General features: G+C 38.4%; 17 protein-coding genes. 1 reads left to right on the top strand and 16 read right to left on the bottom strand.

What is annotated here, in order from left to right; translation table 11 throughout:
• Position 1: 1 nt before the first annotated feature.
• Positions 2-565, bottom strand: a complete 564-nt coding sequence (locus tag E7L28_RS00730; RefSeq protein ID WP_004696462.1) for a hypothetical protein — start codon at positions 563-565, stop codon at positions 2-4.
• A gap of 186 nt (positions 566-751) precedes the next feature.
• On the opposite strand from E7L28_RS00730, the gene E7L28_RS00725 reads away from it, so the two are divergent.
• The gene (locus E7L28_RS00725) at positions 752-1,945 is read left to right on the top strand and encodes a tRNA(Met) cytidine acetate ligase (protein WP_316692095.1); all 1,194 of its coding nucleotides are present in this window, start codon (positions 752-754) and stop codon (positions 1,943-1,945) included.
• A 124-nt stretch (positions 1,946-2,069) separates the two neighbouring features.
• Here E7L28_RS00725 and pyrR read toward each other — a convergent pair whose 3' ends face one another.
• The 15 genes from pyrR to E7L28_RS00650 form a co-directional block, all read right to left on the bottom strand.
• Positions 2,070-2,591 (bottom strand): bifunctional pyr operon transcriptional regulator/uracil phosphoribosyltransferase PyrR, encoded by a 522-nt coding sequence (gene pyrR / locus E7L28_RS00720; protein ID WP_004696466.1) that lies wholly within the window; start codon positions 2,589-2,591, stop codon positions 2,070-2,072.
• 93 nt (positions 2,592-2,684) lie between these two features.
• Positions 2,685-3,608, bottom strand: coding sequence for an RluA family pseudouridine synthase (locus E7L28_RS00715; RefSeq protein ID WP_021148361.1), 924 nt, complete (start codon positions 3,606-3,608; stop codon positions 2,685-2,687).
• Positions 3,609-3,694: 86 nt separating this feature from the next.
• A complete protein-coding gene (lspA, locus tag E7L28_RS00710) occupies positions 3,695-4,135 on the bottom strand; it encodes a signal peptidase II (RefSeq protein ID WP_021148362.1) in 441 nt (146 codons plus the stop codon).
• A gap of 108 nt (positions 4,136-4,243) precedes the next feature.
• Entirely contained in the window at positions 4,244-4,408 is a 165-nt protein-coding gene (locus tag E7L28_RS00705) for a DUF362 domain-containing protein (protein WP_004696472.1), read from the bottom strand.
• A gap of 491 nt (positions 4,409-4,899) precedes the next feature.
• Positions 4,900-5,163 carry a SemiSWEET family transporter gene (locus tag E7L28_RS00700; protein ID WP_004696474.1) on the bottom strand — a complete coding sequence of 88 codons (264 nt, stop codon included), beginning with the start codon at positions 5,161-5,163 and terminating at the stop codon, positions 4,900-4,902.
• Between the two features lie 240 nt (positions 5,164-5,403).
• Positions 5,404-6,705 (bottom strand): SLC13 family permease, encoded by a 1,302-nt coding sequence (locus tag E7L28_RS00695; RefSeq protein ID WP_021148363.1) that lies wholly within the window; start codon positions 6,703-6,705, stop codon positions 5,404-5,406.
• Between the two features lie 38 nt (positions 6,706-6,743).
• The gene (locus E7L28_RS00690) at positions 6,744-7,001 is read right to left on the bottom strand and encodes a hypothetical protein (RefSeq protein WP_008601433.1); all 258 of its coding nucleotides are present in this window, start codon (positions 6,999-7,001) and stop codon (positions 6,744-6,746) included.
• 194 nt (positions 7,002-7,195) lie between these two features.
• Positions 7,196-8,317, bottom strand: coding sequence for a methylmalonyl-CoA decarboxylase subunit beta (mmdB, locus tag E7L28_RS00685; RefSeq protein WP_008601435.1), 1,122 nt, complete (start codon positions 8,315-8,317; stop codon positions 7,196-7,198).
• Between the two features lie 70 nt (positions 8,318-8,387).
• Positions 8,388-8,771, bottom strand: coding sequence for a methylmalonyl-CoA decarboxylase subunit gamma (gene mmdC / locus E7L28_RS00680; protein WP_008601436.1), 384 nt, complete (start codon positions 8,769-8,771; stop codon positions 8,388-8,390).
• 101 nt (positions 8,772-8,872) lie between these two features.
• On the bottom strand, positions 8,873-9,040 hold the full coding sequence (mmdE, locus tag E7L28_RS00675; RefSeq protein WP_004696483.1) for a methylmalonyl-CoA decarboxylase subunit epsilon: 168 nt from the start codon (positions 9,038-9,040) through the stop codon (positions 8,873-8,875).
• 23 nt (positions 9,041-9,063) lie between these two features.
• Positions 9,064-9,408, bottom strand: a complete 345-nt coding sequence (gene mmdD / locus E7L28_RS00670; RefSeq protein ID WP_021148364.1) for a methylmalonyl-CoA decarboxylase subunit delta — start codon at positions 9,406-9,408, stop codon at positions 9,064-9,066.
• Positions 9,409-9,481: 73 nt separating this feature from the next.
• A complete protein-coding gene (mmdA, locus tag E7L28_RS00665; RefSeq protein WP_004696486.1) occupies positions 9,482-11,011 on the bottom strand; it encodes a methylmalonyl-CoA decarboxylase subunit alpha in 1,530 nt (509 codons plus the stop codon).
• A gap of 150 nt (positions 11,012-11,161) precedes the next feature.
• Positions 11,162-11,584, bottom strand: coding sequence for a methylmalonyl-CoA epimerase (mce, locus tag E7L28_RS00660; RefSeq protein WP_004696488.1), 423 nt, complete (start codon positions 11,582-11,584; stop codon positions 11,162-11,164).
• Between the two features lie 52 nt (positions 11,585-11,636).
• Positions 11,637-12,575, bottom strand: coding sequence for a methylmalonyl Co-A mutase-associated GTPase MeaB (meaB, locus tag E7L28_RS00655; protein ID WP_024061999.1), 939 nt, complete (start codon positions 12,573-12,575; stop codon positions 11,637-11,639).
• A 78-nt stretch (positions 12,576-12,653) separates the two neighbouring features.
• The gene (locus E7L28_RS00650; protein WP_004696492.1) at positions 12,654-13,049 is read right to left on the bottom strand and encodes a cobalamin B12-binding domain-containing protein; all 396 of its coding nucleotides are present in this window, start codon (positions 13,047-13,049) and stop codon (positions 12,654-12,656) included.
• Between the last annotated feature and the right edge of the window lie 14 nt (positions 13,050-13,063).

Below are 13,063 nucleotides of genomic sequence, written 5' to 3'. Positions count from 1 at the left end.
ATTAACCCTCTTTCTGTTGTGTAACTTGAATCTTGTTTTGAATTTCTTTGCTGATATCAGCACCTACCTGATCCTTTTCAGGATATTGGTAGACTATATTCCACAATACGCCATGATCTAAGAATACGTATTGAGAAATTCTAAATATTTGTCCTTGTGATGTAACAGTAACATCAAGCTTTTTAGCAGATGCACCTTCTAATGCTACGGACTCTTCTTTGATGGTCGCGCCTACTTTAGCAAATTCAGACTTACTGTGATTAATATACTCATCTACCGTAGGTAAAGGTTTATTTTCACCAGGCCGTAAAGCCTCAACCTCAATTACCATATGTTCTGTAACAGATCCATAAATATCAATTGGATACCCCTTATCAGACATATTTTTTGTACTTTTACCCATTTCATAAGGCAAAGCAATGGTAATTTCAGATTGACCAGCACGGATAACTTGATGGCCAAAACTATATGTATCCATTACATTTGTAGAGCCACATCCCGCCATTGCTAGCAGCACAGCACCGAGCAGAGCCCCTTGTAATGTACGTTTCCAATTTTGTTTCATCATATACCTCACATCAATTCAGCATTTACAGTTAATTATAGCCTATAGTGTCAAGAAAATCTATACTAAACTTAATATTTGCACATAACATCATTTCTATAACCAGGCCTTTTATATAGATATCATGAAATGTTATTTACAGCATTTCTTCGCTTTGTTACACTAACAATAATGAAAGGAGCCACTATGAAAACAATCGGTATCATCTGTGAATATAATCCATTTCACAATGGACATGCGCATCAATTACATACCTTAGCACAAGAGCATCCTGAGGCGCTGCGCATTTGTATCATGAGTGGTTCCTTTGTACAACGAGGAGAACCTGCTATTTTTTCTAAATTTGATCGTGCTCGTTGGGCTATTCTCGGTGGTGCAGACATCGTTATCGAGCTACCTACACTCTATTCTTTGGGTAGCGCACAACTCTTTGGAACAGGTGCTATTCGTATGGTAAAAGCTTTACATATCGATGCACTCTCCTTTGGTTCTGAAACGGCTGATCTAGATACACTCGTAGATATAGCTAAACGTATGGATTGTGAAAGTACTCAAGCAGTATTACGCACCTATATTAACGAAGGCATGTCCTATGGCTCTGCCTTTCGTAAAGCCCTCGATACAGAGATACTAAACACCCCCAATGCACTATTAGGACTTGAATATATTCGGGCAGGACTTAACTATCATCCTACCTTAAAATACATGCCAATCTTACGCATATCAAATCATCACGAAGCGAATATTACAAAAGATTTCCCTTCTGGTACAGCATTGCGTAAACTCATAACAGATATGGCTACAGGTAGTAACAATTGTAATATAAACCGTATCGTTCCTAAGACTATTGCAGATGATATGACTAATATAATTTCTAATGGTGCTTATGTAAACTATAACCGCTACTATGATATGGTCCATACTTTAAGTCGTCGTACTTCAACTAAGGAGCTAGAAAGCTTTGGAGAGTTCAACGAAGGCATTGAACACTTATGGTCCAAAGCGGCCCAACAACCTACGTGGAACTTGGCTATGAAGCAAATAAAATCAAAGCGCTATACCTATGCCCGTTTACAACGAATGGGAGCCTATCTCACCTTAAGAATACAAAAAGATTTACTACAAAGTGCTATACAGGAATCGCCACAATATGCTCGTTTACTGGCCTTCAACGATAGAGGTCGTCAATGGCTTCGAAATGATTTTGAAATACCACTTATTCAAAAATGGGCCAAAGCACCTAATGAATTAAATACGTTGGGACAAACGATGCATCAAATTGATACATTAGCTACAGATATACAAGCCTTATGCTTACATAATGAAGTTAAACGAATGGGTCATATGGACTACACCTATACGCCACAATACATAAAATAAGCAGAACTACAATCTGGTAGAAACATTCTGCACATAAATATAAGAGTCAAATAATTTAATTTTATTAAGTTAATCATCTTATTATATAGTAATACTCAAAAAGAAGAAGGGGTTACAATACAGATTATTCCTGTATTGTAACCCCTTCTTCACCATCCAGATCAGCGACGGCAACGCGTACACTTTCAAGATGTGATGTAGGAATATTTTTACCTACATAGTCCGCTCGTATAGGCAATTCACGATGACCACGATCGACGAGGACGGCCAATTGAATAGATCTTGGTCTGCCAGCCGTCATTAATGCATTTAAAGCAGCACGAATAGTACGGCCCGTATACAAAACATCATCTACAAGGATAATTGTCTTTTCCGTTGTATCAATCGTACACGGTTCCCCCTCTTTAGGACGAGCATCACGATCATCACGATACACTGCAACATTCAAAGACTCACAATCAATATGAATACCTTCTATACGCTCAATTTCCGCTTGTAAACGTTTTGCCAAAATGACACCACGCCGTTCAATACCTACAATTAACGCATTAGATAAACCTTTATTGCGTTCTAAAATTTCATGACTAATACGACGAATCGCACGCATTATAGCGTCTTGATCCATTAATAAGCGTTTCTTTTCCATATATACGCCCTTACAGCATAGGATTGTTCTATGCCCCTATATCCAAATAAGTAGTAAAAATAAGTACTTAAACAATCAATGTAAACATTTAGACTATTTTCGTTTATCTTCACGGTAGGTCTTAGCAAATTCTAAGCACGCCTCAAAATCAGCTGGTACCGGTGCTTCAAAGTGCATTTCTTCACCTGTAATAGGGTGTTTAACATCTAACGATTTAGAATGTAATGCTTGCCCTTCTATAGGAAAATCCATACGTCTATATCCATAAAATGGGTCATTAACAACAGGATGTCCAATATGAGCAAAGTGAACACGAATTTGATGGGTTCTGCCAGTCTCCAAATTACATTCAACCAATGTTTGATGACCATAACGCTCCAATACTTTAAAATGTGTTACTGCATCTTTACTGTTTTCAAAGACAACAGCCATTTTCATACGGTCCTTAGGATGGCGTCCAATAGGCGCCTTTATAGTCCCCTTTTCTTCTACAATATTGCCTTGTACTAGCGCCCAGTACGTACGTCTTGCAGAATGTGCTTTTACTTGTTCTGCTAAACCAATATGCGCTGCATCATTTTTTGCCACCATCATAACGCCAGACGTATCTTTATCTAAGCGATGCACAATACCTGGCCTAATTTCACCATTAATGCCTGATAGGTCCTTACAATGGAATAATAGAGCATTTACAAGGGTTCCAGAATAATTTCCTACTGCAGGGTGCACCACCATGCCACGAGGTTTATTAACAATAACAATATCGTGATCTTCGTATAAATAATCTAAAGGGATATCCTCAGGTTTAACCTCAATCGATTCAGGCTCTGGGATTTCTACATGAATTACGGTATCAGGTGTAAGCCGAAGATTAGCCTTCCCTACTTTATCACCTACTGTAACATGACCACCTTTAATTAAACTTTGAATATAGCTACGAGATCCTTCCATCTGTTCAGTTAAAAATACATCTAGTCTCATGCCTTCTTGCTCAGCACTTACAATATATTCATTCATCCTCTATTCCTCTTTGAGTCAAGTATAAGATATATATTTATTGACGAATCAAGTCAATGATTTATAAAGGGTCCTAATGATGAAAGTTATTCATGGTCCTCTTTCAATGAAAACAAATAAAATACAACAAAAGCTACACCTATACAAATACCAATATCTGCCACATTAAAAATAGGCCATACACGAAAATCAAAAAAGTCCACTACCCCATGAATCATGTATCGGTCAATGCCATTACCAATTGCACCTGCGACTAATAAGGCGGATCCGATTTGCAAAGTCCAATGGCCCTTAGCTAATCGCTTCCAATAAAAAGCACAAACAGCTAATAGAATAAAAGCTACTAGTAAAAAAAACCATCGTTGATTCGCTAACATGCCAAAGGCTGCACCGCGATTGATAATATAGGTAAGATGAAATACATTAGGAATAACAGGTAAAGATTCACCTAACAAAAAATGATTCATTACATAATATTTAGTTAATTGGTCCAATAATAACCAAATGATAAGTACTGTATAAAACAAGATTAACTCCCTTACTATAATATAATTCTTAATAGTCCTATTATACTAAGTTACGCAAATTTAGGCAAAATAAAAAGCCCCTCAATGAGGGGCGTGTTTTATTTGTGATTACTCAGCGGAAATTACAGAAACTGGGCAAACGGATTCGCAAGAACCGCAATCGATGCAAGCATCGCCAATTTCGTATTTAGTTTCGCCTTCAGTAATGCAGGAAACTGGGCAAACAGATGCGCAAGAACCACATTTAATGCAACCATCAGCAATAACTCTCATAATTAGGACCTCCATCAAAATATAAATCAGAACTTTTTATTATCATTTAGAAAGGCACTTGCCTCAACTTATGTTCTCATTATCACACAGTTCAAATTGAAAGTCAAATGAAAATGATAAAAAATTATATAATATTTTGCATAATAATTGTTCCTTTTTATCATAAAAAGCCTATATTTATATGTATTTTGATATTTCTTTTCATTTATGTAATTGAGTTTAATAATCAATAATTGAGAATGCACTAATTATCATTTCAATTAAAATACGTACTATTATACTAGGAATTCAATTATCAATATTTATTATCATAAAAACTATTTTTTTATTACAACAGATTTAACGCTTATCTATATTTTAATCTAACATATAAACTTCACTCTAAAAAAGGCCGAATCATACGATTCGACCTCATTTATATTTATAAAGTAAAGTAATATCTTTACTATTATTCACTATATAACAATAATACTATTTTTTTCTTATAGCACTTAGAAAGATGTTAAGAATGTTAGTGTACCTAAAATAACGCCTGCAAGGTTTGGTACGATTAAAATATAATCACGTTTAGGTGATTTTGTCCAACCATATAATACCCAGATCAAACAGGATACTGCTGCAAATAATGGTTGCCATGGTTGACTAGGTTGACCATGAAGATTAGCAATTATTTGTGGGATATAGGCTAAAAATACAAATACACCAATAAATGCACCAATAGAACCAACTAACATGTTAAATCTTTCTTTTGTCATAGATGACCTCCTTATTCAACATTACATTATTATATCTTACACAATATACTATATCATATTTTTTTCGATGTAGTCAATTGTGTAAAATTAATCATGCAAATTAGTTTAATTCATATTGCTTTTGATTACACTTATATGTAATCTATATTAAAATCATATAGACTAAAATCATAAAAAACGAGGCCGAATCTTACGATTCGACCTCGTGTGTGCTTGTATAGTAGAGTAACCTATTCCCTATTATTTACCAGGGAAGAATGGCCATACCATTGGAATGATAATTAAGCTTACTACGAAGCAAACTAAAATCAATGGAACGCCGGCTTTTACATAATCTGTAAATTTGTATTGACCAGGACCAAGTACTAGTGTATTTGGAGGTGTACCTACAGGTGTACCGAATGCACAAGATGCAGCAACGCCGATAGCCATCAATACTGCATGAGGGTCAGCGCCCATACCTTGAGCAATGGAGATACCGATAGGTGCCAATAATGCACAAGATGCAGTGTTAGACATGAATTGAGTCATGATACAAGACAATGCAAATAATACTGCTGTTGCAAAGTAAGGGCTAGGATCAGACCCCATAACACCGATTACTGCATCAGCAATCATTTTACCTGCACCAGATTGGTCAAGTGCAGTTGCCACTGGCATCATACCAGCGAATAAGAAGATTGTTACCCAGTCAATAGATGTGTAAGCTTGTTTTTCGTTCAAGCAACCAGTTAATACGCAAAGCATTGCGCCAATAACTGCAACCATGCTCAATGGTAAATTAATACCAAAATATGTTTTTAGAGGATCCCCTAAAATCATAGCAATGATTACACCTAAAAGAATAAGACCAGAGTATAATTGTTTCTTAGGATCGTTAGAAATATCTTCAGCAGCTACTTCTTGTTCAACATCACCAGCATCAGTAATTTCATGTTTAGGTAATAGATGTTTACCAACGAGCATCATGAATACGATAGTAGCAACAGTCAAAGGAATACCAATCCAAGCAAATTCAAAGAAACCAAATGGTTCAATGCCAAATTTAGATAATGTACCACTTACAATGATATTAGGTGGTGTACCAACCATTGTAATGATACCACCGATACCTGCAGCAAATGCTAAAGGCATTAATTGGCGAGATGCAGGAATCTTAGCAACAGCACAGATACCAACAACCACAGGAAGTAACGCAGCTGTTGTACCAGTATTAGATAAGAATGCGGACATGGTAGCTGTTACGAGCATAATCGCAAGCATCAAGCCATTTTCGCTAGTCCCTGCATGAGATACTACGGTTTCCCCAATTTTTTGAGCCAAACCAGTGTAGAATAATGCAGCACCAACAACGAACATGCCTGCAAACAACACAACTGTACTATCAGATAAACCAGAGAATACAACCTTAGGAGTAATAATACCCATAAGGCCTAATGTAATTGCGCCGCCTAAAGAAGTAATAGCTAGAGGAATAATTTCCGTAACGAATAAAACAGCCATGACTGCAAGGACGATTAAGGTTTGTTCTGCAGTACCCATACATCATCATCTCCCTTCAGAGAAATGCACTGATATAGTTATAATAGGTATAAAATATAACCTACGATACCAATGGCAGAAGCCATCAAAAAAGTAATCCCATATCCCTCTCTTGTTTTAGGATACCCAAATAATAAAGTTTCACCTAAAAATCCTCGACGATTAAACCAAGAATATTTTGTTCTTTGTTGAAACCACTTAGCTTTGCCTTTATTACCGATAATCAGCGCTGTAATAAAAAAAACAATAAATGCCCATATAAAACAAATCAGTATTTTTAATTCAATTGATAACAAGTGACCACCTCTACTATATATAAAGCACTAGAAGGTTATTCTGTGAAATCTTGCTAATCACCTAATGACCGATCTGAAAAGCATTTATTGCAAATATTCCCTTTTTATGTATGATTACATAATGACCAAGGGCTTTTTGATTCACCAATAGGTGTACCTATTTAGGTACACCTGGGTGAATAATTATTAAATTATTAGTGGTTAGACAACATAGCAAGCATTGTACCTGCAGCTACTGCTGTACCGATAACGCCAGCTACGTTAGGACCCATAGCATGCATGAGCAAGAAGTTAGCTGGGTTAGCTTTCGCACCTACTACTTGAGATACGCGAGCCGCCATTGGAACCGCGGATACACCGGCAGAACCAATAAGTGGATTTGTTTTACCACCATCTACTAAGCTCATCAATTTACCGAATAATACGCCACCAGCAGTACCACCGATAAATGCAACTAAGCCTAAGCAGATAATAAGAATTGTTTGTACGCTTAAGAAATGTTCCGCACTCATTGTTAAACCAGTACCAGTTGCCAAGAAGATTGTAACAGTATTGATTAACGCATTTTGAGAAGTATCGGACAAACGTTCAGTTACGCCAGATTCACGGAACAAGTTACCTAACATCAACATACCTAAAAGGGATGTAATGGAAGGAAGCAATAAGGAAATGAAGATCGTTGCAACAATTGGGAACACGATTTTTTCAAAACGTGTAACTTCACGCAATTGCTCCATAACAATTTCGCGTTCTTTTTGCGTAGTGAATAATTTCATTACAGGCGGTTGAATCAATGGTACCAAGGACATATAGGAATATGCGGCAACCGCGATAGCACCTAATAAATGAGGAGCTAGTTTAGTAGCTAAGTAAATGGATGTAGGGCCGTCAGCACCACCGATGATACCGATAGCAGCTGCTTCTTGAGCTGTGAAGCCAAGCATCATTGCGCCACCTAAAGCAACGAATACGCCGATTTGAGCGGCAGCGCCTAAAAGCAATGTTTTAGGATTAGCAATGAGTGGACCAAAGTCAGTCATTGCACCTACACCTAGGAAAATTAAAGGTGGGAAGATTTCTTGGGAGATACCTGCGCTAATAAGTGCCATAACGCCTTCTTCGAAACCATTACGAGGAATATTAGCAAGTATACAACCAAACGCAATCGGACCCAACAATAAAGGTTCAAACTCTTTAGCAAATGCCAAATACAATAGGATCAAACCTACAAGAATCATAATAGCATTGCCTGTTGTAAATGCGAGGAACCCGCTATCTGTAATAACGGATTGAATCGCAACAGCAAAAGCCTCCATATGCGTTCCCCTTTCACAAATATAAAATTGTTAGATGACGTGGCGCAGCCACGTCATACAACACTTGGTATTAGCCAAGAACAACCATGTCGTCACCAGTGGATACAGTTTGGTTAGCAGATACGCGAACTTCGGAAACTACAGCATCATGTGGAGCTGCGATTTCATTTTGCATTTTCATAGCTTCAAGGATCAACAAAGTTTCGCCTTTTTTAACTGCTTGACCAGCAGATACTGCTACAGATAAGATTTTACCAGGCATTGGAGCTTTTACAGTTTCAGCACCTGCTGGAACTGGAGCTGCTGCTGCAGCAGGAGCTGGTGCAGGAGCTGCTTTAGGAGCTGGAGCTGCTGCTGGAGCTGCTTTAGGAGCTGCTGCAGGAGCCGCTGCTTTCACTTCATTAACTTCTACATCATATGCTGTACCATTTACTGTAACGTTGAATTTTTTCATCTTAAATTCCTCCAAAATGTGTAGTTTCTACACAAAACTTATAAATATTTTTACACATATAAATTGAATAATCCCATGGATTATCAAATTAGCCAATTATCTTATCGATTACCACGCAAACGGCCTTCCATTTTCCAATTGTAGCTTACGATTGGACGGATATGCGCGATTTGATCAGCGGAATAACCCATTGCCGCTAATGCACCAACGATTACTGCTACTACATCTTGAGATGGAGCTTTACCGTTAGTTGTTGTAGCATTGCTCATTACAAATGCCTCCTAAAAATATTTTAACCTCTACCGCTTAAGCGACCTTCCAAGCGCCATTTAGCACTGGTTGCTGTAGGTCGAATAGATGCAATTTGTTCAGATGAGTACCCCATCGCCACAATGGCACCTACGATAGCTGCTACTACTTCACCTTCATTTTGAGCAGATGCATTTGGTGCAGCCACCGGTGTAGCTGCGGGAGCCACAACAGGTGCACTTGGTGGTACGTCTTTTTTCTTCTTAGTAGGGTCAATCAAATGAACGATTGTCATCAAAATACCTAAAAGAATCAACACAACAAATACAACTGTCATATTAATGGCCATGATTAACCAAGGATTGGTAGTAACTGCTTGTCCTTCCATAATCATTCCCCTTTCTAAAAAAGTAGTAAAGAAAGGTATCTCCCAAATTCGATGATATGTTTACCGAATCGAATTATAATGGAATATTACCATGTTTCTTTGGAGCACGGTTTTCGCGTTTGCTTGCAAGCATAGCCAAAGCGTTGATAACTGCTGGACGAGTTTGTTTAGGTTCGATTACAACATCTACGAAGCCACGTTCTGCAGCTTTGTAAGGAGTCGCAAACTCTTCTACATATTTAGCTGTTTTAGCATCTTTATCTTCGTCTTTCTTGAAGATAATATTAGCTGCACCAGCAGGACCCATTACAGCGATTTCGGATGTAGGCCAAGCATATACTTGGTCTGCGCCTAAATCTTGGGAACACATAGCGAGGTAGGAACCGCCATATGCTTTACGAGTGATGACAGTAATTTTTGGTACTGTAGCTTCAGAGTAAGCATATAACATTTTAGCACCATGACGAATGATACCGCCCCATTCTTGATTTGTGCCAGGCAAGAAACCAGGAACGTCAACGAAGTTAACGATTGGAATATTGAAAGCATCACAGAAACGGATGAAACGGGAAGATTTGTCAGAAGCGTTAATGTCCAAGCAACCAGCCATTACTTTTGGTTGGTTAGCAATGATACCAACGGATTGACCATCAAAACGAGCGAAGCAAGTAATGATATTAGTAGCATAGAATGGTTGTACTTCATAGTATTCGCCATTATCTACAGTAGCTGCGATAACATCTTTCATGTCGTAAGGCATGTTACTGTTATCTGGCAACAAGCTATTCAAGCTTTCATCCTCACGAGTTGGATCGTCACCAGTATCTACCAATGGAGCATCTTCCATATTGTTGGATGGCAAGAAGCCTAATAAGTAACGAATTTGAGCGATACAATCATCTTCATTTTCAGCTGCAAAGTGAGCAACACCAGACACGGAGTTGTGAGCCATTGCACCACCAAGATCTTCAGCGGTTACTTCTTCACCAGTTACAGATTTGATTACTGCAGGACCAGTGATGAACATTTGAGAAGTATTTTTAACCATGTAGATGAAGTCAGTCAATGCTGGAGAATATACAGCACCGCCCGCACATGGGCCCATGATTACGGAAATTTGTGGAATAACACCAGATGCATTTGTATTTTCAAAGAAAATTTTACCGTAACCAGCAAGGGCATCTACTGCTTCTTGAATACGAGCACCGCCGGAATCGTTGATACCAACAATAGGAGCACCCATTTTCATTGCTAAACGTTGTACTTTAACGATTTTAGCAGCATGCATTTCACCAAGAGAACCACCTTCTACAGTGAAATCTTGTGCGAATGCATATACTAAACGACCGTCGATAGTACCATAACCTGTTACTACACCTTCGCCTGGTAATTCTTTCTTTTCTTGACCGAAGTTAACACAACGATGTTTAACGAATTGATCAAGTTCAACGAAGGAATTATCATCGAACAATTTAGCCAAGCGTTCGCGAGCAGTCATTTTACCTTGAGCATGTTGTTTCTCAACGCGTTTTTCACCGCCACCAGCTTTAACTTTAGCTAGTTTTTCGTGCAATAACTCGATTTTTTCCTGCACTGTTGCCATTATAGCACCTCCAAATAAAACTTGTTACAGTATCATTTTATTTCATAAATGAATAAAGTTCAAGAAGCATACATATTTAATATATAACGTAGGATTATATGTATATGTATATCTACAACTCATATATAATGATGTGAATTGGATACTGTATTATTTCATACGTTGACATAATTCAAGCAAAACACCGCCAGTTGCTTTTGGATGTAAGAAAGCAATTGAGGAGCCGCCTGCACCATAACGAGGTTTTTCGTCAATCATACGAACGCCTTTAGCCATCAAATCAGCAATAGCATTTTCAATATTATCAACGCGCAATGCAACGTGTTGGATGCCATCACGACCGCCATTTTTTTCGATAAATTTACCGATAGGGCCATCTGGAGTTGTAGTTTCTAAGAATTCAAGTTCAGCATCACCACAAGGGAAGAAGGATACTTTTACCTTTTGTTCTTCTACGATTTCGTCTTCAGGAAGATGTTCAATGCCTAATGCATTTTTATAGAATTCTTTAGTTGCTGCTAAATCATTAACACCAATACCGATGTGGTCCACTTGTAATACTTTAAAAGCCATTTTGATTATCTCCTTTTATAAGGCTAAATCTCTCATGCTATGTAGTCGCCGTCTACTTTAGCACATTTGACATAACGCCGTTAACAACTGTATATGGATCGCTCATGCGTTCATTTACAGCTGCCACTTGGCTATTAAATTCATCGCTAGTGACTATTTTTTCCGCCACATAACGACCAATTTGCTCATTAATCATTGCGATGATTTCATCACGCGTACGTTCTGCCCGGCGAGCATCCAACTCACCAGAGTCTTCAAGATACTCAAAATGTTCATCCAAGGCTTCGATGAGTTCATCTACACCTTGATCTTTGCTGGCAACAGTACGCTTAATCGGAGGTCTCCATTTGACTTCGCGAGAATCGAGATCAAGCATCATCTCGATTTCAACATTCAAACGATCGCAACCGTCCCGATCCGCTTTGTTGATAGCAAATACATCGCCAATTTCAAGAATACCCGCCTTGATAGCTTGGATATCATCACCGAGACCAGGAACTAGTACAACCAATGTAGTATCAGCATTTTTTACAATATCTACTTCAGATTGACCTACGCCTACAGTTTCAATAATTACTAAATCCATGCCAAAGGCATCCATGAGTTTTACAACGTCTGCAGTCTTTTTAGATAATCCACCAAGACTACCACGCGTGCCCATGCTTCGAATGAATACATTTTCATTTAATGTTAAATCATTCATTCGAATACGGTCCCCCAAGATAGCACCTCCAGAGAATGGGCTAGTTGGGTCGATGGCAACGATGCCGATTTTTTTACCTTGATCTAAATAATGTTTAACTACCTTATCGGTCAAAGTACTTTTACCAGCACCAGGGGCCCCTGTAATACCGAGAATACGTGCGTTCCCCGTTTTAGGGTAAATTGCCTTCATAATATCGATGGCATTATCATACTCGTTTTCTACAGCTGTTATGGACCGTGCTAAGGCTAGTCTAGAACCTTCAAAAAGGCCTTTAACTAAATCCATTCGCCTCACCACCTATCTTCGAATATGGGAATAGAGGGGAGCCAACTATTCGAGTTGCACCCCTCTTTGCCCAAGCAATTATTTTACGTTTTCTTTAATAAAGTTAACGATATCGCTAGTTGGTGTGCCAGGTGTGAATACTGCCGCTACGCCAGCTTTTTTCAAGCCAGGGATATCAGCGTCAGGAATAACGCCACCACCGATTACAAGAACATCCCCCATGCCTTTTTCTTTCAAAAGTTCAACAATTTTAGGGAACAATGTATTGTGAGCACCGGAAAGAAGAGATAATGCAACTACATTAACGTCTTCAGAAAGCGCTGCTTCAACGATTTGTTCTGGTGTTTGACGAAGACCAGTGTAGATTACTTCGAAACCAGCATCGCGAAGTGCGCGTGCTACTACTTTTGCACCACGGTCATGACCATCAAGACCTGGTTTTGCTACAATTACTCTAATACGTTTTTCTGCCATGATATATTACCTCC

Source organism: Veillonella parvula, assembly GCF_032575955.1.
In the GTDB taxonomy this organism is placed as follows: domain Bacteria; phylum Bacillota; class Negativicutes; order Veillonellales; family Veillonellaceae; genus Veillonella; species Veillonella parvula_J.
This window is presented reverse-complemented; position numbering and strand designations above follow the sequence as displayed.

What these genes read in the sequence shown, in the direction of transcription:
- E7L28_RS00730 (WP_004696462.1), bottom strand. Translation starts at nt 565, where the DNA reads ATGAAACAAAATTGGAAACGTACATTACAAGGGGCTCTGCTCGGTGCT.
- E7L28_RS00725 (WP_316692095.1), top strand. Translation starts at nt 752, where the DNA reads ATGAAAACAATCGGTATCATCTGTGAATATAATCCATTTCACAATGGA.
- pyrR (WP_004696466.1), bottom strand. Translation starts at nt 2,591, where the DNA reads ATGGAAAAGAAACGCTTATTAATGGATCAAGACGCTATAATGCGTGCG.
- E7L28_RS00715 (WP_021148361.1), bottom strand. Translation starts at nt 3,608, where the DNA reads ATGAATGAATATATTGTAAGTGCTGAGCAAGAAGGCATGAGACTAGAT.
- E7L28_RS00705 (WP_004696472.1), bottom strand. Translation starts at nt 4,408, where the DNA reads ATGAGAGTTATTGCTGATGGTTGCATTAAATGTGGTTCTTGCGCATCT.
- E7L28_RS00700 (WP_004696474.1), bottom strand. Translation starts at nt 5,163, where the DNA reads ATGACAAAAGAAAGATTTAACATGTTAGTTGGTTCTATTGGTGCATTT.
- E7L28_RS00695 (WP_021148363.1), bottom strand. Translation starts at nt 6,705, where the DNA reads ATGGGTACTGCAGAACAAACCTTAATCGTCCTTGCAGTCATGGCTGTT.
- mmdB (WP_008601435.1), bottom strand. Translation starts at nt 8,317, where the DNA reads ATGGAGGCTTTTGCTGTTGCGATTCAATCCGTTATTACAGATAGCGGG.
- mmdC (WP_008601436.1), bottom strand. Translation starts at nt 8,771, where the DNA reads ATGAAAAAATTCAACGTTACAGTAAATGGTACAGCATATGATGTAGAA.
- mmdE (WP_004696483.1), bottom strand. Translation starts at nt 9,040, where the DNA reads ATGAGCAATGCTACAACAACTAACGGTAAAGCTCCATCTCAAGATGTA.
- mmdD (WP_021148364.1), bottom strand. Translation starts at nt 9,408, where the DNA reads ATGGAAGGACAAGCAGTTACTACCAATCCTTGGTTAATCATGGCCATT.
- mmdA (WP_004696486.1), bottom strand. Translation starts at nt 11,011, where the DNA reads ATGGCAACAGTGCAGGAAAAAATCGAGTTATTGCACGAAAAACTAGCT.
- mce (WP_004696488.1), bottom strand. Translation starts at nt 11,584, where the DNA reads ATGGCTTTTAAAGTATTACAAGTGGACCACATCGGTATTGGTGTTAAT.
- meaB (WP_024061999.1), bottom strand. Translation starts at nt 12,575, where the DNA reads ATGGATTTAGTTAAAGGCCTTTTTGAAGGTTCTAGACTAGCCTTAGCA.
- E7L28_RS00650 (WP_004696492.1), bottom strand. Translation starts at nt 13,049, where the DNA reads ATGGCAGAAAAACGTATTAGAGTAATTGTAGCAAAACCAGGTCTTGAT.